The following is an 18,614-nucleotide window of genomic DNA, read 5'->3' as shown; positions in this document are numbered from 1 at the left end:
GGCTTCCATTTCCTTCAAGGGCTCTCCATGCAGCAACACCGTCAACTCGCCCAGGTTTCACTGGCTTTTTTGATTGCCTCCGCAGTTACCCTGGGCATGTTGATTCTGACCATCGTTCTGGTGGGCCAGAGTTTCCGTGGCATGGAGCAAGCCAAGGTCACCGCAGCCACGGCCACCGCCCGGCAGCTGGCGATCAGTGTGGATGACCGGATTCAGGCCATTACCCAACCCCCGTCCACCGCCCTTGCGGTGCTCCGGCACGACCCACTCACCGAAGCCGATACCCTGGAACAACGCCTGGACCGCCTGCCGGCTGTGGCCGACATCCTGGCCAGCAGCGAGATTGTCAGTGCCGTATACGCGGGCTATGAAAACGGCGACTTTTCCCTGTTCCGGAAATTGCAGAATTCGAGCACCAGGCAGTTTCCGGATGCGCCGGCCAACAGTCATTACCTGCTGCAAAGCCTGGTTCGCACCGGCAACGATCAGCAAGGCCGCTGGCATTTCTATGACCGCAACCTGAACTTGCTCGAGCAAAGGGGCCTGACCAGCTACAACTTTGATCCGCGCGAAAGACCCTGGTACCAGGCCGCCCGGGAATCAGGCACCCTGGAGTTATCTGCGCCCTATGTGTATTTTACCACCCAGGAAACCGGCATCACCCTGTCGCAGCGTGCCAGCGAAAAGGCAGGAACCGTTCTGGGCATTGATGTCACGGTAACCGATCTTGGTGCCCAGCTGGCGGAACTGAAGCAAACCCCCGGCAGCCGCATTGCCATCCTGAACGCCTCGGGCCAGCTGCTGGCAAGCTCATCACAGGGCAGTGAGCCAAGCGAGGTAGTTCTCCAGGCCCTGCAACCGGAAAGCCATAGCGGCATCAGCCAGTTCACCCGCGACGGGCGAAGCTGGTACGGCATCAGTGAACCCCTTGAGTCCCTGCCCGGCGAGGAATTGTCCATTGTTGTCGCCATCCCTTCCAACGAGTTACTGGCCGATGTCTGGGCTGCCCTCACCCGGCAAACCCTGATCGCCGGGGCCATCGCCCTGCTGTTGCTGCTGGCAGGCTGGGTACTGGGCAGGCAGGTCGGCAAACCTATTGAACTGCTGACCGGGCAGGTCAGCCGGCTGTCCAGGTTCCGGTTTGATACGCCGATGCGGTCGACCTCCCACATTCGCGAAGCCTCCGAGCTGAGCATCGCGCTGGACGATATGGCCCACACCATTCGAAGCTTCCAGAGTATCTCGACCGTGCTGAACCGGGGCCAGGACCTCAACCAGCTGTTAAACGACATTCTCGAACAGCTTGTGAGCATCGTCGGGCAGGAACGGGGTGCGGTGTATCTGTTCAGCAGTCGCGAGCAAAAACTGGAACTGTCCGTTAACCGGGGACTGGAGCTGCCGCAGGCCGTGCACCCGGTCGCCCCGGACGCCAGCGACTACGACGTTATTCAGGAACTTCGCCGATACATCACCGGCCACCCGGTTTTTTCAGTACTCCGGAACCGGCGCAGAAAGCTGATTGGCGTGTTGGTTATCGAAATCGAACACGGCAACCAGACAGACCTGAGCGAGGATCTGATTACTTTTGTCGACGAAATTGCCGGCTCTGCCGCCGTTGCCATCGAAACCCGGGAACTGATCGAAAGCCAGCAGGCCCTGCTGGACGGCATTATCCGGCTGGTAGCAAACGCCATTGATGCCAAGTCACCCTACACCGGCGGCCATTGTGAGCGGGTTCCCAAACTGGCGCAGATGCTGGTTGAACAGGCGGAGCAGAGTTCCGAAGGCGCTTTCGCCAGCTTCGGCATGACAGAAGACGAGCGCTACGAATTCCACCTGGCCGCCTGGCTGCACGATTGCGGCAAGATCACCAGCCCGGAATACGTAGTCGACAAAGCAGTGAAACTGGAGACCATCTACAACCGCATCCATGAAATCCGCACCCGGTTTGAAGTGCTGCACCGGGATGCCGAAATCACCTGCCTGAAGGCCATCCTGGCCGGCGAGGATCCGGAACAGGCGAAGCAGGACAAAGCCGCTGCCCAGACCCGCCTGCAGGAGGACTTCCGCTTCCTGGCCGCCGTTAACCAGGGCAGCGAGAGCATGGAGGATGCTGACATCGAACGCATCCACGCCATTGCCGGGCAAACCTGGACCCGTCACTTCAGTGACCGGCTGGGGCTGTCAGAGGAAGAACAACAGGCCCTGAAAGGCCATCCTGAGCCCCCGCTGCCTGCCACCGAAACCCTGCTGGCCGACAAACCGGGCCACCTGAGAGCCTGGGGCGAGCATGTACCACCGGTACGCAAAGATGACCCGGAGAACCGCTGGGGCTTCGATATGTCGTTGCCGGAATACGCCTATAACCAGGGCGAGCTGCATAACCTGACGGTGCGTTACGGCACCCTGACCGAAGAAGAGCGATTCAAGATCAACGAGCACATTGTGCAAACCATCTGCATGCTCGATGCCCTGCCCCTGCCCGACCGCCTGGCCAGGGTACCGAGACTGGCGGGCACCCACCATGAGCGGACTGACGGCAACGGCTACCCCTGCCGCCTGACCGGCGATGACATGGGCGTTCCGGAAAAAATCATGGCCGTTGCCGATGTGTTCGAAGCCCTGACCGCCTCGGATCGTCCCTACAAGCGGGGTAAAACCCTGTCGGAATCCCTGACCATTATGGCCGGCATGGTTGAAAACGGGCACCTGGATGGCGAGGTTTTCCGGCTGTTTGTAAGCTCCGACGTCTGGCGTAACTATGCCGAACAGCACCTGCATGCCGACCAGGTCGACACCGTGGATGAAAGCCTGTTCATGAAGCCTTGACCAAAAACCCGTATATTCTACGGACTGATTTACTAGCGAAGGAACTCTGAATGCTGTTTGCAATTATCTTTGGTGGCCTGATCGGTTATGCCTTTGGCCGTTTTCCGGGATTTCTGGTGGGGGCTGCCATCGGTGCCTTCCTGTTCCAGCGCATGAAAAAGCGCCTGATCGGCAAGCTTCAGAACCTTCAGTCCGGCTTTATCGAATCCATGTTCGCGGTGATGGGCGCCCTGTGCAAGGCAGATGGCGTGGTCACCCGGGATGAAATCCGCATGGCCGAGACAATGTTCGCCCGGTTCCGTCTCAACGAAGCCCAGAGAGCCGTGGCAAAGGAAGCCTTTAACCGGGGCAAGTCGGAGGATTTCGACCTGGATGCCGAGCTGGATCGGTTCCTGCGCAGCACCGGCCGGCAGCCGGCCTTCCTGCAGATGTTTCTGCAGGTTCAGGTTTCTGCCGTGGCCGCCGATGGCGTGGTGCACCCGGCCGAACACGAAATGCTGGTACACATTGCCCGCAAACTGGGCTTGCCAGAAAGCCAGGTAGACCAGCTGGAAGCCATGTTGCGGGGCGCCCATGCCGGCCAGGCGGGCGGTGCATCCAACTATTCCACCAGCCAGCAACTGGACGATGCCTACAAGGTGCTGGGGGTGTCACCCTCGGTGTCTGACGCCGAACTGAAACGAGCCTACCGCAAGCTGATGAGCGAAAACCATCCGGACAAACTGGCCGGCCGGGGCATGCCGGAAAGCATGCGGGAAATGGCCGAAGAGCGTACCCGGGAGATCAGCCACGCCTACGATGTGGTAAAGGCGGCCCGCAGCCGGAACGGCTAATACCCGAAATGACATATCGTCACATTTGAAGGTGCGGTATGGTTCAGGGCAAACAACAAGCCCGGAGTGAACCATGCCCCACACGTCTTCTTCCCCTTTCCACTGTTTTCGCGATGATGCTATGGGCGAGTCCGATGCCACGGAGCTTGCCGCCCGCATCCGCAGCGGCGAAGTTTCAGCAGAAGACGTAGCCCGGGCAGCGGTACAAAGGGCAAGGCTGGCACAGCCCGTTCTGAACGGTGTGGTGGCAGAGAACTACGAGCAGGCCCTGAACCAGGCCGCCAGCCTGCCCGCCCCGGACTCCCCCTTCGCCGGCGTGCCCACGTTTATCAAAGACAATACCGATGTCGCCGGCCTACCCACCGGCCATGGCTCTGCAGCGGTGCCTGCCAATGTTGCCAGGACCACCGGCGCCTTCGCCCGGCAGATGCTGGCCCAGGGTTACCTGAACCTGGGCAAAAGCACCCTGCCGGAGTTCGGCTTTAACGCCACCACAGAGCCGGCCCACGCCGAGCCTACCCGCAACCCATGGAATCCGGTCTATTCCTCCGGCGCATCGTCCGGTGGCGCTGCGGCCCTGGTGGCAGCCGGGGTGGTACCGGTGGCCCACGCCAACGATGGCGGCGGCTCTATCCGCATCCCGGCGGCCTGTTGTGGACTGGTCGGTTTGAAACCCACACGGGGCCGGGTGGTGGATAACGATGCCGCCAGGGATCTTCCCGTCAACATCGTCAGTGATGGCGTGGTTACCCGCTCGGTTCGGGACACCGCAGGTTTCCTGGCCCATGCCGAAGACTACTTCCGCAATCGCAAGTTGCAGGAAATCGGCCATGTGCACGGGCCCTCTGGCCGGCAACTGCGCATTGGCCTGGTGCTGGATTCCGTGAATGGCCACCCGACGGACCCGATTACCCGAAGCACGGTGGAGAACACCGCCCGCCTGCTGGAAAAGCTTGGGCATGTGGTCGAACCCATGGCGGTGCCCATCAATAAATCTTTCCCACAGGACTTTGCCTTGTACTGGGCCATGCTGGCTTTCGGCGTAAAAGCCCGGGGCCACAAACTGATGCACCCGGATTTCGACAAGCGTAAAACCGATGGCCTCACCAATGGCCTGGATGCCATGTTCCGGAAGCATTTCTGGCGCCTGCCTGCGGTTATCTGGCGCCTTAAGCGTTCATGGAACGACTACGCCCGACACATGACCAACTACGATGCGGTACTGACGCCGGTGCTGGGCCAGACCACCCCACCGCTGGGCCATCTGAGCCCCACGGTGCCGTTCGACCTGCTGTTCGAGCGGCTAAACAGCTATGTAAACTTCACCCCGCTGGCCAACGCCACAGGCGCTCCGGCGATCTCGGTACCCATGGCACTGACCGAACACAACCTGCCGGTTTCGGTGCAGTTCATGGCCCGCCACGGGGATGAACGCACCCTGCTTGAACTTGCCTACCTGCTGGAAGCGGAGCAGCCCTGGCCACAGATTACGCGGTTCTCGGCAACAGCCTACGACAACGCAGTTGCCGAAATGCTCTGACACTTGTGCGGGTCTGAAGCCACACGGTTCCGGCCCAGATTCTTGGCCTGGTACAGGGCATCATCCGCGCAGGTAAAGATTTCCTTGGTGGCGTCGGCCCTGGCTGGCGTGGCACTGCAGACGCCAATGCTGACCGTTACCCGCAGAACTTCGCCGGATAACCGGAACCCGGTTGATTCGATTTCATTCCGTATGCGCTCGGCCACCCGGAGGGCGCCCTCCTCCGGAGTATCCGGCAACAGCACCACAAACTCTTCGCCACCGTAGCGGGCCGCCATATCCTGGGGCCGGGTAATGTGCCGACCAATGCACTCGGCGACCATCCGCAGGCAATCGTCCCCCACCAGGTGGCCGTAGGTGTCGTTGAAAGACTTGAAGTGGTCGATATCCACCACCAGCAGAGACAACGGCTGCTGGAAACGATAGGCCCGCACCACATCCTGCTGGAAGACGTCATCAAAGTGGCCACGGTTCTTCAGGCCGGTCAGCGGATCCCTGGCATTCAGCTCCAGCAACTTCAGGTTAACGGCCTCAAGGTCACGGGTGCGCTCCTGCACCCGCTGTTCCAGCATGGTGTTGGCTTCCTGCTGGACGCGCAATGAGTCTTCCTGGGCCATGCGGGCTTTTCGCTCCTCGGCCAGCAGGCGCTGCTGAGCGGCGAAGGCCCGTTTCTTTTCCCGGTTGATGCGGTCAGCCAGCGCAACAGACAGCAGGATAACCCCCAGGGCCGAACCCACCTGGGTGGCGTTTTCAGTGATCAGGTTACGGGGCAATACGGTGAATTTACTGAGCGCCAGAACAATGCCGCCGAACAGCATGAACACCCAGGCCACGGTGTAATAGCGGGCGGCTGGATCGCGCTTTATCCAGCGCACCACACTGAGCATCAGCATGGTGGAACACCCCACAAAGGCCGCCAGGATGGTAGGCAGTATCATGTGCTCATAAGGCACAAACAGCCCGGCCAGCGCCAGCAGGCCAGCGGTCATAACCATGGCCATGGTCCAGCGGTTCAGGTAAGGATGGTTTTTCCGGGTCACGCTGATAAAGCGGATGCTGAACACCCCGCCAAACAACACCACCAGGTTGAGGAACACGATGATGGACTGGTCGTTCCACCAGGTGGCCTCCGGCCACAGGTACTGGAACGCCACCCCGTGCAGGCTGGCGAGGAACAACGGCATACTGCTGATGTAGCCCACGTAATAGAGAAAACTGCGCTCCCGGACCGCCATGTACACAAACAGGTTGTACAGGATCATCACCAGGACAATGCCGTAATAGACCCCTTCGAACATGCTGCGGGACTGCTCTGCCGCGTAGAAGGCCTCCTGGTCCCAGAGGGTCAGGGGCACCTGCATGGAGCTGGTAGTTTCAACTCTCAGGTAAAAGGTTTCCGTGGTATCCGGCGCTATGGCGATAGGCACCACAAAATTCCGATGGTGAATGGGGCGCTCGTGGAAAGGTTGTTTGTCGCCCAGAACAAGTGGCTGTGGCGGGCTGGCACCAGACGAACGATACAGCTCGATACGATCAAGCACCGGATAGCTGATTTCCAGGAAGGTCAGGGCTTCAGCCGCCCGGGCATTTCGTAAACTGAGGCGGAACCAGTAAACATCGCCGCCATAACCCAGGCTGACACTGTCACTGCCGTTCTGTTGCCACTCCGCCTCCGGCAACGCCTGCACCTGGGAAAACGAGCTAGGGCTGGATTCAACACGGTAATCCACGAACCGGGACAACTCCAGCCGCTCGGACTGCTCGTTCCAAACGGCGGTCTCCGCCTGGACCAACGCAGGCAGTAACAGGCCGGTGATGAACGCAAGGACAAGACAGAATCTGGGCACGGGAAGCCTCGATAACGAGCTTTATTATTCGGTTATAAGCTTATTTTCGAGTATGCACCAAAGGGTTCTGTGTTTCCGCCGATCCCAACCAATCGAAGCAAAACGATATAAAAAGATACACAAATCACATCAAAGAGTGACAGGCAGGGGCGTTTAGCCGGCACCCGGCGACGGAAAGATGGACAGAACATCCATGAAACTCTGCTCCGGCGGAGCTTTCAGAGCCAGCTCCTCGCCGGTTACCGGATGCGTTAACACCAACTCTGTCGCTGCCAGCATCAACCTCCCCTGCCCGAAGCGCTCGGCAAAATACCGGTTATGCCGGCCGCGGCCGTGGTTGGCATCGCCAATGATAGGATGGTTAATGTGCTTCATATGGCGCCGCAACTGGTGTTTGCGCCCGGTTTTCGGATACAGCTCCACCAGGCTGTAGCGGCTGGTGGGATAACCTTCAATTTCCACCGGGATTTCGGTGGTCGCCAGCCGGCGATAATGCGTAAGCGCTTCCCTTACCGGCTGCTCGGTTCCGCGCAAACGCCGGTCTTCCGGCTCGTCCTTCAGCGGGTGATCAATGGTGCCGGATTCCGGCGTCCAGCCCCGAACTACCGCCAGGTAGGTTTTGCTCACCTCACCCGCCATCATGGCCTGGCCGACTGTCCTGGCGGTGTCCGGGTTCCTGGCAAACAGCAACACGCCGGAGGTGGGCCGGTCCAGCCGGTGCACCGGGTACACGTGCTCGCCGCCGTTCAGGGCCCGGGCGTACTGCAGGGCAAACTCGGTTTCATGCTTGTCGATCGGGCTGCGGTGTACCAGCAGGCCGGCGGGTTTGTGCACCGCCAGCAGCCACGGGTCCCGGTAGATTTCCGTCAGCGGATTGTTCTGGCAATCCATCACTGCCTCCGGCCAGTCAGCGCCCGGAACCGTTCACCGGCCTTGTCACCCAGTACCAGCAAGGCCGGTGTCAGCAGCAGGGTCAGGAAGGTGGCAAAGGCCAGGCCACCGGCGATGGCGCTGGACAGCTGGGTCCACCATTGGGTAGAGGGTGCGCCCAACCCCAGTGACGGAGACAAAAGATCTACGTTAATGCCCAGCACCATGGGCATCAGCCCCAGTATGGTGGTAATCGCGGTGAGTAACACCGGCCGGAAACGCAGACAACCGGTTTCCAGCGCCGCGTCATAGGCGGCCTTGCCTTCCTGTTTCATCTGGTTGTAGGTATCGATCAGAATGATGTTGTTGTTCACCACAATGCCGGCCAGGGCAATAATGCCCATGCCCACCATCACCACGCCAAAGGGCTGGCCGTTGAACAGCAGCCCCAGCAACACGCCGGCGGTGGACAACACAATGGCCGACAGAATCAGGAAAGTCTGGTACAGGGAGTTGAACTGGGTTACCAGAATCAGCAACATCAGCCCCACCGCCACCAGGAAGGCTGCCACCAGGAAGTTTGCGGCCTGTTGCTGGTCTTCGTTTTCACCGGCAAAGCGCATGGTGACGCCTTCCGGCGGCTCCGGCATCTCTGCCTGCAAAGTGCGCAGCAGTTCATCCATCCGCTGCCCGGGGGCTACATCGGATTTGATGGTAACGGTACGCTGGCCGTCTACCCGCACAATGGTTCCGGTCTTGTCGCCCGGCTCCAGGGTCACAAATTCGGACAGCGCCACCTGACCCCTCGGCGTGTTGATGGTCTGGCGTTGCAGCTGCTCCAGCTCACGCCAGTTGTTGGGCACCCGCACGGCAATGTCCACTTCGTCCCGTACGTCTTCAGGCCGGTAGGTGGCCAGTATCAGGCCGTTGGTTACCAGGCGCACGGCGCTGCCAATACTCAACACATCGGTACCAAAGCGGGCGGCGGCCTCCCGGTCTACCTTCAGGCGCCACTCAATGCCGGGCAGGCTGCGGTCATCTTCAATGTCGACAAAGCCACCCTGGGCGCGCATTTGCTGTTGTATCTGGTCCACATAGCCGTCCAGGTCGCCGCTGTTCATGCTGCTGACCAATAACTCCACCGGCTTGCCCTCAGCGGGGCCGCCTTCCTGTTTGCGGAACTCCAGCTCTACCCCGGGAATGTCTGCGGTACGTTCACGGAAATCCTCCAGGATCTCGGTGGCTGTCCGGCGGGTAAACCAGTCATTGAACTGGAACTGCAGCACACCGATAACATCCGGTGCCATCTGGGTGCTGGTCGACAGCATGGAGCGGGCGTACAGCGCTTTCACCTCCGGCATGTTCTGCAGGCGTTGTTCTACCTCACGCACAATGGCGTCCCGCTCCCGGATGGAAAGGTCGCCCCGGGCACGCACTTGAACCTGGGCAGAATCCGGTTCAACACCGGGAAAGAATTCCACACCGTGATTGAAGCGGCCGTAGGCGGCATAGATCAGGATTATCAGCACCAGGGAACCAAGCAGGGTCAGCCCCGGGCGTTTGAGCAGGGTTGCCAGCGCCTTGCGGTAGCCCTGAACAAACCGGCTTTCTTCCGGATCATGGTGCGACCGCTTGCCACCACTAACGCCCCCAAGCACCGGCAGAAACACCAGTGCCATAGCCAGGGACGCAATCAGGCAGATCAGCACTGTCATGGGCAGGAATTTCATGAACTCCCCCACCACCCCGGGCCAGAACAACAGCGGCACAAACACCGCCAGGGTGGTGGCGGTGGAAGCAATCACCGGCCAGGCCATGCGGGATGCGGCTTCTACCCAGGCTTGCTTGACCGTCTGACCATCACTCAGGTTTCGATCCGCCAGTTCCGACACCACAATGGCGCCGTCTACCAGCATGCCGGCCACCAGGATCAGGCTGAACAGCACGACAATGTTGAGGGTGAGGCCCATGCCCCAGATCACCAGGATGCCGGTCAGGAAGGCACCGGGAATGGTCAGGCCGACCAGCAGTGCCGAACGGGGGCCCATGGCGGCGATGACCACGATAATCACCAGCACAATGGCCGTCAGTACGTTGTTGAGCAGGTCCGAGAGGATGTCCCGCACTTCCTCGGACTGATCCATGATGTAGCGGATTTCCAGCGTCTCCGGCAGCCGCGGGCGGGCGTCATCAATCAGGGTGCGAATCTGCTCGATGGTTTCGATGATGTTGGCCCCGGAGCGCTTGGACACCTCCAGCACCAACGCCGGCTCGCCGTTAATCCGGGCAAAGCCGGTGGGGTCTTTGAAGGTACGCTGCAGCATGGCAATGTCGCCGAAAGTCACCACGGTATCGCCATCCACCTTCACGGGCATGGACATCACATCTTCAATGTTCTCGATGACCCCGGGTACTTTCAGGGCCATGCGGCCATTGCCGGTATCCAGCGAGCCGGCCGCCACCAGCTGATTGTTGCGGGTAACCAGTTGCGCCAGCTGGTCGAAATCAATGCCGTAGCTTTCCAGCACCTGGGCATCCACCACGATTTCCAGCAGGTCTTCCCGGTCGCCGCCTATTTCCACTTCCAGTACATCGGGAATGGCTTCAATGGCGTCCTGCAAACGGCGGGCAATGGTGATCAGCTCCCGTTCAGACAAGGGGCCGGACAAGCCGATGGACAGCACCGGAAACAGGGACACGTTGATTTCATGCACCCGGGGCTCATCTGCCTCCTGCGGCAGCTTGGAGCGGGCGGTGTCCACTTTTTCGCGCACATCCTGCAGGGCTTTATCCGGGTCGAAACCGGCGTCAAATTCCAGCATCACCGAGGCATGGCCTTCGGCGGAGGTACTGCGCATTTCCTTGATGCCTTCGAGCGCCCTCAGCTCCTGTTCCATGGGGCGCACTAACAGGCGCTCCGCATCCTCGGGGCTGATGCCATCCAGTGTCATGGACACATAGATCATGGGAATGGTGACGTCCGGATTCGATTCCTTCGGAGTCGCCTGGTAGGCTGCCATGCCGCCAAGAAGCAGGAACAGGAAGGTCAGCAGCGTGGTGCGGCTGCGGTCCATGGCCGCAGAGATCAGTGCTCTCATGCTGGTCAGCCCCGCTGGTCTGAGCGGTCGACCGGCTGCACGGCCTCACCCTCGGCCACAAACCCGCCACCCCGGGTAATCAGCCGGATCTGATCCGGCAGGCCGGACACCCAGGCGCCATCGGTGGCTACGTTGAGCAGTTTGACGGTCTGGAACATCACCCGGTCCTGCCCGTTGACGTACTTCACACCGGGCCGGCCGTCGTCGTCCAGCGTCAGGTAGGCCGGTGAAATGAACTGGGCCTTTTGCTCCGGCAAGCGGATGTTCAAGGTAGCGGTGCCGCCAGCCGCTCTCAGCAAATCCGGGTTCTCCACCAGGATTTCCACCGCAAAGCTGCGGGTTTCCGGGTCTGCCGCACTGGCGACAAAGCTGACCACACCCGCCATGGCGGTGCCATCCAGCAATTTGATCTCCACCGCCTGCCCGGGCTCGACCGCAGACACCGACTGCTGGGGAATCTGCCCGGTGGCTTTCAGGCGATCAACCTGAACCAGCTCGAACAGGGGCGTGCCCACCTGCACCAATGTACCGGGGTCTACTTCCCGACGATTCACTACCGCATCAAAGGGAGCGGCCGGTTTGAGGTGTTGCAACGCCAGTTCTGCGGCAGTCAGCTCGGCCTTGGCGGCTGCCAGTTCACTCTGCAGCCGCAACACTTCGGTTTCGGAAGCCAGGTTATTCGAACGCAACCGGCGAGCGCCGGCAAGGTCGGCTTCCAGCTTGCGGATATTGGCTCGCCAGCGCTCAACCACGGCATCCCGGCCATCGGTAGACAACGTCAGCAACGGCTCCCCGGCTTTTACCTGATCCCCCAGCTGCACGTGTAGCTGCTCTACCGTTCCGGCCACCCGGGCACCCACCATCACCGACTGCCAGGGCTGCAGCTGGCCCTGCAGTTTCAGTACCGGCTGATAGTTGGTGGCTTCCAGCGTTTCCACCTCTACCCGGGTGGGCTGGCGCTGTTCCTGCTCGGGGTCGGCCGGGGCATCATCACTGGCCACTTTGAGCTCACCGGTAGCCATCCAGATAGCCAGGAGAATAATGACCAGCAGGGATAAACCGAGGGATCCGAGTTTTGCTTTTGTCATGAAATGCTCATCACTTCCGTATTTGAGGCAATAAAGGGTTGCAACCGGTTTTAAACGTGGGTTAGATTCTACACATATTGTTTTTACGAATTCAGAGCAGATTGCCGATTTTATGAATCTCAACGCAGTGATTGTCCTTGTAAAGCTAGTCCTGGTGGTCGTGGTACCGTCCGGGGGCTTTTGCGTGGACAAGCGGGTGAGATAGCGACAACCTGACTCAAACACCAGAAACCCCCGGCACCGAAAGGTCCCGGGGGTTTCTTTTTTGCGGCAAAGAAAAAGGGAAAAACGACCATGAACGGCGCACAGCACATTCTTGAAGCGTTCCACCGCCATAACATCAACACCGTTTTCGGCTATCCGGGCGGCTGCATCATGCCGCTATACGATGCCCTGGTGGACGATGTCGGTGTGGAACACGTGCTGTGCCGCCACGAGCAGGCCTGCGCCCTGGCCGCGGACGGCTATGCCCGTGCCAGTGGCGAGATTGGCGTGTGCATCGCCACCTCCGGCCCCGGTGCTACCAACCTGATCACCGGCGTTGCCAATGCCTATATGGATTCCATCCCCATGCTGGTGATCACCGGGCAGGTAGCCACCAGCATGATCGGCACCGATGCCTTCCAGGAAACCGACATTCTGGGCATGACTCTGGGCATCGTTAAGCACAGCTACCTGGTGGACGATGCCGAAGCACTGCCGGTGATCATCGAAGAAGCCGTCCAGCTGGCCCAAAGCGGCCGCCCGGGGCCGGTGTGGATTGATATCCCCAAAGACGTCCTGCTGACGGAAGTTGCGACTGCCTCACCGGCCACTGCGCCCACACCGGACGCCCACTGCCCGGACATCACCCGCGCCCTGGCCATGCTGCGCTCGGCACGGCGCCCCCTGCTCTACAGTGGCGGCGGCGTTTCCCTGGCCCAGGCCGAAGACAGCTTCCGCGCCTTTGCCGAAACCTCCGGCCTGCCGGGCGTTGTTACCCTTAAAGGCATCGGCAACGCTGGTAAGCACAATCCCCATAACCTGGGCATGTTAGGCATGCACGGCTCCCGCGCCGCCAACAAGGCAGTCGACGAATGCGACCTGCTGTTCGTAGTCGGCGCCCGCCTGGACGACCGCGCCACAGGCAAACTGGACGGTTTCGCCCCCAACGCGAAAATGATCCACATCGACGCCGATGCCGCCGAGATCAATAAACTCCGGGAGGCCGACCTGGCGCTGCGCGGCGACCTGAACGCCATTCTGGTGGCATTCATTGCCGCTCTGGAAAGCGAGTCGCTGGCCATCGCCGACTGGCAAAAGCAATGCCAGACCTGGCACACCACCGGTGGTTTCAAGGCCGCGGATAACGAAGAGCCCATGGCCCCCATCACCGGCCCGGCCTTCATCCGCCAGCTGTCCCGCATCGCCCCGGATGACACGGTCATCGCCTGTGACGTAGGCCAGCACCAGATGTGGGTTGCCCAGCATTACGAGTTTGACCACCCCCGCCGACACCTCACCAGCGGCGGCCTGGGCACCATGGGCTTCGGCCTGCCGGCGGCCATCGGCGCGCAGTTTGCCGACCGAAACAGCACCGTCATCAACGTAACCGGCGATGGCTCGTTCATGATGAACGCCCAGGAACTGGCAACCATCCGCCGGTACAAGTTGCCCCTGAAGCTGATCATCCTCGACAACCAGTGTCTGGGCATGGTGCGCCAGCAGCAAGAGCTGTTCTACAACAACCGGGAAAGCCACATAAACCTCGACGACAACCCGGATTTCGTGGCCATGGCCCGCGCCTTCGATATCCCGGCCCTGCACATAGACCGCACCGACCAGATCCGCCGGGGCATAGAAACCATCCTGGCCTACGACGGCCCGATGCTGCTGCACGTGGCCATCAGCCGGGAAGAAAACGTATGGCCCATCGTAAAACCTGGCGCCAGCAACCGTGAAATGATCGACGAAACCAAGCGCACCAGCACTGCAAACAAGGAGAACGTAGCATGAACCCGCAATCCCAGACGGCTATGCCTAGCTACACGTTAAACTGCCGCATGAATCAGGAAGCGGCTGCACTGGAGCGCCTGTGCCAGGTAGTTCGGGTTCGGGGTTTCCGGATTTCGCGCATGTCTATGGAGGCGGCCGAAGACCACCTGGATATTGCCTTGACCCTTTCGGGTAGCCGGCCTATCGGTATGTTACGTTCGCAGCTGGAGAAGCTGCATACGGTTGTTGATGTGGCCCTTCAGGAACAGGCGGCTTCGGTTCGTTCGGTTTCTGCCTGAGGGTCTGGCTTGGGCTCCTAGCCTGTTAGTTGTGGGGGCGGGTACGTGGGGTGTGGGGTGTTTTTCTTCTGGGAAAAACAACTCGCTTCGCTCAGACATCTTTTTCCCTGCCAGAAAAACACCCCACACCCCACTACCGACGGGCAGCTCTGGAACTGCCACCCCGCGCCGACGGGCATTAGCGGGTTCACAGGAAAACTTACCGGGCCTGAGTTGTCCCCACTGCCGACGGGCAGCTCTGGTATAGGCTGCTTTTTGCCTGCGGCGCTTCTTTGACAGAGGTTGCGCTTTGGGGCTTTGTGGGTTTTGCTGGTTGGATGACTTTTTGCTTTTGATGGGAGGCACTTTTATGACCACGGATAAACGACGTCGTTATTCCGCTCCGGTGGTGGATGGTATTAACAAGTCTGCCAGTCGCGCGATGTTGCGGGCGGTGGGGTTTCAGGATGAGGACTTTCGGAAGCCGCAGGTGGGTATTGCCTCTACCTGGAGCAATCTGACGCCGTGCAATATGCACATTGACGGGCTGGCCCGGGAAGCAGCCAAGGGGGCAGATGCAGCGGGCGGCAAGAGTCTGATTTTTAACACCATCACGATTTCAGACGGCATTGCCAACGGTACCGAGGGCATGAAGTATTCGCTGGTGTCGCGGGAGGTGATTGCGGATTCGATTGAGACGGTGGCCGGCTGTGAGGGTTTTGACGGGCTGGTGGCGATCGGGGGCTGTGACAAGAACATGCCGGGCTGCATGATGGGGCTGGCGCGGCTTAACCGGCCGTCGGTGTTTGTGTATGGCGGGACCATCATGCCCGGTGAGAATCACACCGACATCATTTCGGTGTTCGAAGCGGTGGGTGCCCATGCCCGCGGCAATATGGATCTGATTGAGGTGAAGCAGATCGAGGAAACCGCCATTCCGGGGCCGGGTTCCTGTGGGGGGATGTACACCGCCAACACCATGGCCTCCGCCATCGAGGCGATGGGGATGAGCCTGCCGGGCAGCTCAGCTCAGAATGCGGTGTCTGATACCAAGCTGGCCGATTGTGAGGCTGCCGGTGCGGCCGTGCTGAAGCTATTGGAGGCAGATATCAAGCCTTCCGACATCATGACCCGCGAGGCGTTCGAGAATGCGATTACCGTGGTGATCACCCTGGGCGGTTCCACCAATGCGGTGCTGCACTTGCTGGGCATGGCCAGTACTGCCGGCGTTGAGCTGTCGCTGGAGGATTTCGTGCGCATTGGCAAAAAGGTGCCGGTACTGGCCGACCTGCGCCCGTCCGGTCACTACATGATGTCGGAGCTGGTCGCCATCGGCGGCATTCAGCCGTTGATGAAGATGCTGTTGGAGCGGGGACTGTTACACGGCGACTGCATGACGGTAACTGGCAAAACCCTGGCTGAAAACCTCGCGAGCGTAACGCCCTACCCGGAAGACCAGCAGATCATCCGGGCCTTTGAAAACCCCATCAAAGCCGACAGTCATTTGCGCATCCTGTTCGGCAACCTGGCGCCGGAAGGCTCTGTGGCGAAGATTACCGGCAAGGAAGGCACCCACTTCTCCGGCCGGGCGCGGGTGTTCCATTCCGAAGAAGAAGCCCAGGAGCGCATTCTCGACGGCACGGTGGTGGCCGGCGATGTACTGGTCATCCGCTACGAGGGCCCGAAAGGCGGCCCCGGCATGCGAGAAATGCTCAGCCCCACCTCCGCCATCATGGGCAAAGGTTTGGGCAGCGACGTTGCGCTGATCACCGACGGCCGTTTCTCCGGCGGCAGCCACGGTTTCGTCGTCGGCCACATTACCCCGGAAGCCGCCGTGGGCGGCCCGATTGCCCTGGTGGAAGACGGCGATACCATCACCATCGATGCGGTCAACAACTCGATCCTGCTGGAGATTTCTGACGAGGAGATGGCCCAGCGGCAAAAAGCCTGGACCCCGCCCGAGCCAAGATTTACCCGGGGCGTGTTGGCGAAATATGCGCGCACCGTGAGTTCGGCGTCTACCGGGGCCGTTACTGACTTGCCATAGTCTGGCTTGGGCTCCCAGCGGTCGGGCTTGGGCTCCTAGCCTGTTGGTTGTGGGGGCGGGTACGCGGGGTGCGGGGTATTTTTCTTCTGGGAAAAACAACTCGCTTCGCTCAGACATCTTTTTCCCTGCCAGAAAAATACCCCACACCCCCCTACCGACGGGCCTAAAGGGAATAGGAAAGTTTAAAGACAAAGCGAAAGATACAAACTCAGATACAGGCTAAGGCAAAGGCAAAGGCAAAGGCAAAGGCAAAGGCAAAGGCAAAGGCAAAGGCAAAGGCAAAGGCAAAGGCAAAGGCAAAGGCAAAGAGATTGTGTGGGTTAGCAGCCTGTCTCAAGATTAAGCATTGGTTCTTCACGGAAAAGTCTTTTCAACCGAAAACCCGCCAATGCCCGTCGGCGCGGGGTGGCTGTTGGATTTTTTGCCGGAAAAAGATGTCTGAGCGAAGCGAGTTGTTTTTCCAAAAAAAATCCAACAGCCACCCCGCAAGCCCGCCCGCACAGCCGGAAGGCTGGGAGCCCAAGCCCAGCCGCCCCACCAAACGGGAAGTCCGGGAGCCCAAGCCGGACTCCCAGGAAGCCAAACTTAAATCAGCTCCACAGCCACGGCAGTCGCTTCACCACCGCCAATGCAGAGGGACGCCACACCGCGTTTCAGGCCGCGCTGCTTCAGGGCATTGATCAGGGTGACGATGATACGGGAGCCGGAAGAGCCGATGGGGTGGCCCAGGGCGCAGGCGCCGCCGTGGACGTTGACCTTTTCAGCCGGCAACTTGAGTTCGTTGATGGCCGCCAGGGTGACCACCGCGAAGGCTTCGTTGATTTCGAACAGGTCGACGTCATCCAGAGTCCAGCCGGTTTTTTTCAGTACCTTTTCGATGGAACCGATCGGCGCCAGGGTGAACTCCGCTGGCAAGCGGGCGTGGGTTGAGTGGGCCACGATTCGTGCCTGTGGGGTCAGGCCACGGTTCTGAGCTTCCTCAGCAGTTGTCAGCACCAGGGCCGAAGCACCGTCGCTGATGGAGCTGGAGTTGGCAGCGGTTACGGAACCGTCTTTGGCGAACGCCGGTTTCAGCTGGGGGATTTTCTCCGGCTTGGCGTTGCCCGGTTGTTCGTCGATGTCGACTTGGGTATCTCCACCACGGCCGGAGACCGTCACCGGTACGATCTCATCCCGGAACCAGCCATTCTCGATAGCCGCCAGGGATTTTTGCAGGGAGCCAATGGCAAATTCGTCCATGGCTTCACGGGTGATGTTGAATTCATCAGCCGTACGCTGTGCGAAAACGCCCATCAGGCCGCCTTCGTAAGCGTCTTCCAGGCCATCCAGGAACATGCTGTCCATCACCTGGCCGTGGCCCATGCGCATACCGCCGCGGGCTTTCGGTAGCAGATACGGCGCCTGGCTCATGTTTTCCATGCCACCGGCAATCATGATGCTGTTGGTGCCCGCTTTGATCTGATCGTGGGCCATGATAACGGCCTGCATGCCGGAGCCGCACATTTTGTTGATGGTGGTACACCCGGAGCTATCCGGGATACCAGCAGCACGAGACGCCTGCCGAGCCGGCGCCTGTCCCAGGCCAGCAGGCAGCACACAGCCCATGATAACTTCCTGAACGTCCGCCGGCTGCAGCCCTGCACGTTCAATGGCAGCCTTAATGGAAACCGCCCCCAGTTCCGGTGAGCGCACAGAGCTCAGCGAGCCCATCATCCCACCCATCGGAGTTCGGGCGGAGCCTGCAATGACGATGTCGTTGTTCATGAGTTTTGTTCTCCTTCAACAGAATCGAGTTGGTGTTCTTATTTGGCCGTATGGTCTCGTTTGGGCACCCAGCTTTCTGGTGATGCGGGCAGGTACGCGGGGTGTGGGGTATTTTTCTGGCAGGGAAAAACAACTCGCTTCGCTCAGACATCTTTTTCCCTGCCAGAAAAATACCCCACACCCCCCTACCGACGGGCAGCACAGGAATGCTGAATACAAAAAGCAAAAAGCAAAAAGCAAAAGGCAAAAGGCAAAAGGCAAAAGGCAACGAGAGTAACCTGAAGCTCTATTGAACTTTGCATCAAACTGGTCGCTACCCGCTCTCAGCGCAAAACGTACAGCTGCTCTTATCAAGCGAAAACCCGCCAATGCCCGTCGGCGCGGGGTGGCTGTTGGATTTTTTGCCGGAAAAAGATGTCTGAGCGAAGCGAGTTATTTTTCCAAAA

The 18,614-nt window shown here is 60.0% G+C and carries 13 protein-coding genes; 7 read left to right on the top strand and 6 right to left on the bottom strand.

Features of this window, described 5'->3' with window-relative positions:
• Positions 1–27: 27 nt before the first annotated feature.
• The 3 genes from AQ621_RS08220 (at position 28) to AQ621_RS08210 (ending at position 5,202) form a co-directional block, all read left to right on the top strand.
• Positions 28–2,829 (top strand): HD domain-containing phosphohydrolase, encoded by a 2,802-nt coding sequence (locus tag AQ621_RS08220; RefSeq protein WP_058341070.1) that lies wholly within the window; start codon positions 28–30, stop codon positions 2,827–2,829.
• 50 nt (positions 2,830–2,879) lie between these two features.
• The gene (djlA, locus tag AQ621_RS08215; RefSeq protein WP_022989418.1) at positions 2,880–3,662 is read left to right on the top strand and encodes a co-chaperone DjlA; all 783 of its coding nucleotides are present in this window, start codon (positions 2,880–2,882) and stop codon (positions 3,660–3,662) included.
• A gap of 73 nt (positions 3,663–3,735) precedes the next feature.
• Positions 3,736–5,202, top strand: a complete 1,467-nt coding sequence (locus tag AQ621_RS08210) for an amidase (RefSeq protein ID WP_058341069.1) — start codon at positions 3,736–3,738, stop codon at positions 5,200–5,202.
• Here AQ621_RS08210 and AQ621_RS08205 read toward each other — a convergent pair.
• The 4 genes from AQ621_RS08205 to AQ621_RS08190 form a co-directional block, all read right to left on the bottom strand.
• On the bottom strand, positions 5,172–7,049 hold the full coding sequence (locus AQ621_RS08205; protein ID WP_058341068.1) for a sensor domain-containing diguanylate cyclase: 1,878 nt from the start codon (positions 7,047–7,049) through the stop codon (positions 5,172–5,174). The two genes, AQ621_RS08210 and AQ621_RS08205, sit on opposite strands and share 31 nt — an antisense overlap.
• A gap of 153 nt (positions 7,050–7,202) precedes the next feature.
• A complete protein-coding gene (locus tag AQ621_RS08200) occupies positions 7,203–7,940 on the bottom strand; it encodes a pseudouridine synthase (RefSeq protein ID WP_058341067.1) in 738 nt (245 codons plus the stop codon).
• On the bottom strand, positions 7,940–10,993 hold the full coding sequence (locus tag AQ621_RS08195; RefSeq protein WP_413772292.1) for an efflux RND transporter permease subunit: 3,054 nt from the start codon (positions 10,991–10,993) through the stop codon (positions 7,940–7,942). The genes AQ621_RS08200 and AQ621_RS08195 overlap by 1 nt, the downstream gene beginning before the upstream one ends.
• A 29-nt stretch (positions 10,994–11,022) precedes the next feature.
• Entirely contained in the window at positions 11,023–12,105 is a 1,083-nt protein-coding gene (locus AQ621_RS08190) for an efflux RND transporter periplasmic adaptor subunit (protein ID WP_058341065.1), read from the bottom strand.
• Between the two features lie 294 nt (positions 12,106–12,399).
• Between AQ621_RS08190 and ilvG the strand changes: the two genes are divergently transcribed.
• The 3 genes from ilvG to ilvD all read left to right on the top strand — a co-directional run bounded on the left by ilvG (position 12,400) and on the right by ilvD (position 16,404).
• The gene (ilvG, locus tag AQ621_RS08185) at positions 12,400–14,100 is read left to right on the top strand and encodes an acetolactate synthase 2 catalytic subunit (RefSeq protein ID WP_058341064.1); all 1,701 of its coding nucleotides are present in this window, start codon (positions 12,400–12,402) and stop codon (positions 14,098–14,100) included.
• Entirely contained in the window at positions 14,097–14,378 is a 282-nt protein-coding gene (locus AQ621_RS08180) for an ACT domain-containing protein (RefSeq protein WP_058341063.1), read from the top strand. The genes ilvG and AQ621_RS08180 overlap by 4 nt, the downstream gene beginning before the upstream one ends.
• 349 nt (positions 14,379–14,727) lie before the next feature.
• Complete coding sequence (gene ilvD, locus AQ621_RS08175) at positions 14,728–16,404, top strand: dihydroxy-acid dehydratase (protein WP_058341062.1); 1,677 nt, start codon at positions 14,728–14,730, stop codon at positions 16,402–16,404.
• Between the two features lie 208 nt (positions 16,405–16,612).
• Here the strand turns inward: ilvD and AQ621_RS17905 are convergent, their stop codons facing one another.
• The gene (locus AQ621_RS17905; protein WP_264753859.1) at positions 16,613–16,741 is read right to left on the bottom strand and encodes a hypothetical protein; all 129 of its coding nucleotides are present in this window, start codon (positions 16,739–16,741) and stop codon (positions 16,613–16,615) included.
• Positions 16,742–16,989: 248 nt separating this feature from the next.
• Positions 16,990–18,168 (bottom strand): thiolase family protein, encoded by a 1,179-nt coding sequence (locus AQ621_RS08170; RefSeq protein ID WP_058341061.1) that lies wholly within the window; start codon positions 18,166–18,168, stop codon positions 16,990–16,992.
• On the opposite strand from AQ621_RS08170, the gene AQ621_RS17540 reads away from it, so the two are divergent.
• Complete coding sequence (locus AQ621_RS17540; protein ID WP_145840265.1) at positions 18,149–18,445, top strand: hypothetical protein; 297 nt, start codon at positions 18,149–18,151, stop codon at positions 18,443–18,445. The genes AQ621_RS08170 and AQ621_RS17540 overlap by 20 nt on opposite strands.
• The last annotated feature ends 169 nt before the right edge of the window (positions 18,446–18,614 follow it).

It is taken from the genome of Marinobacter sp. P4B1, assembly GCF_001447135.1.
GTDB lineage: Bacteria > Pseudomonadota > Gammaproteobacteria > Pseudomonadales > Oleiphilaceae > Marinobacter > Marinobacter vinifirmus.
The sequence above is the reverse complement of the archived record's forward strand: the minus strand, read 5'-3'. Positions and strand labels throughout refer to the sequence as shown.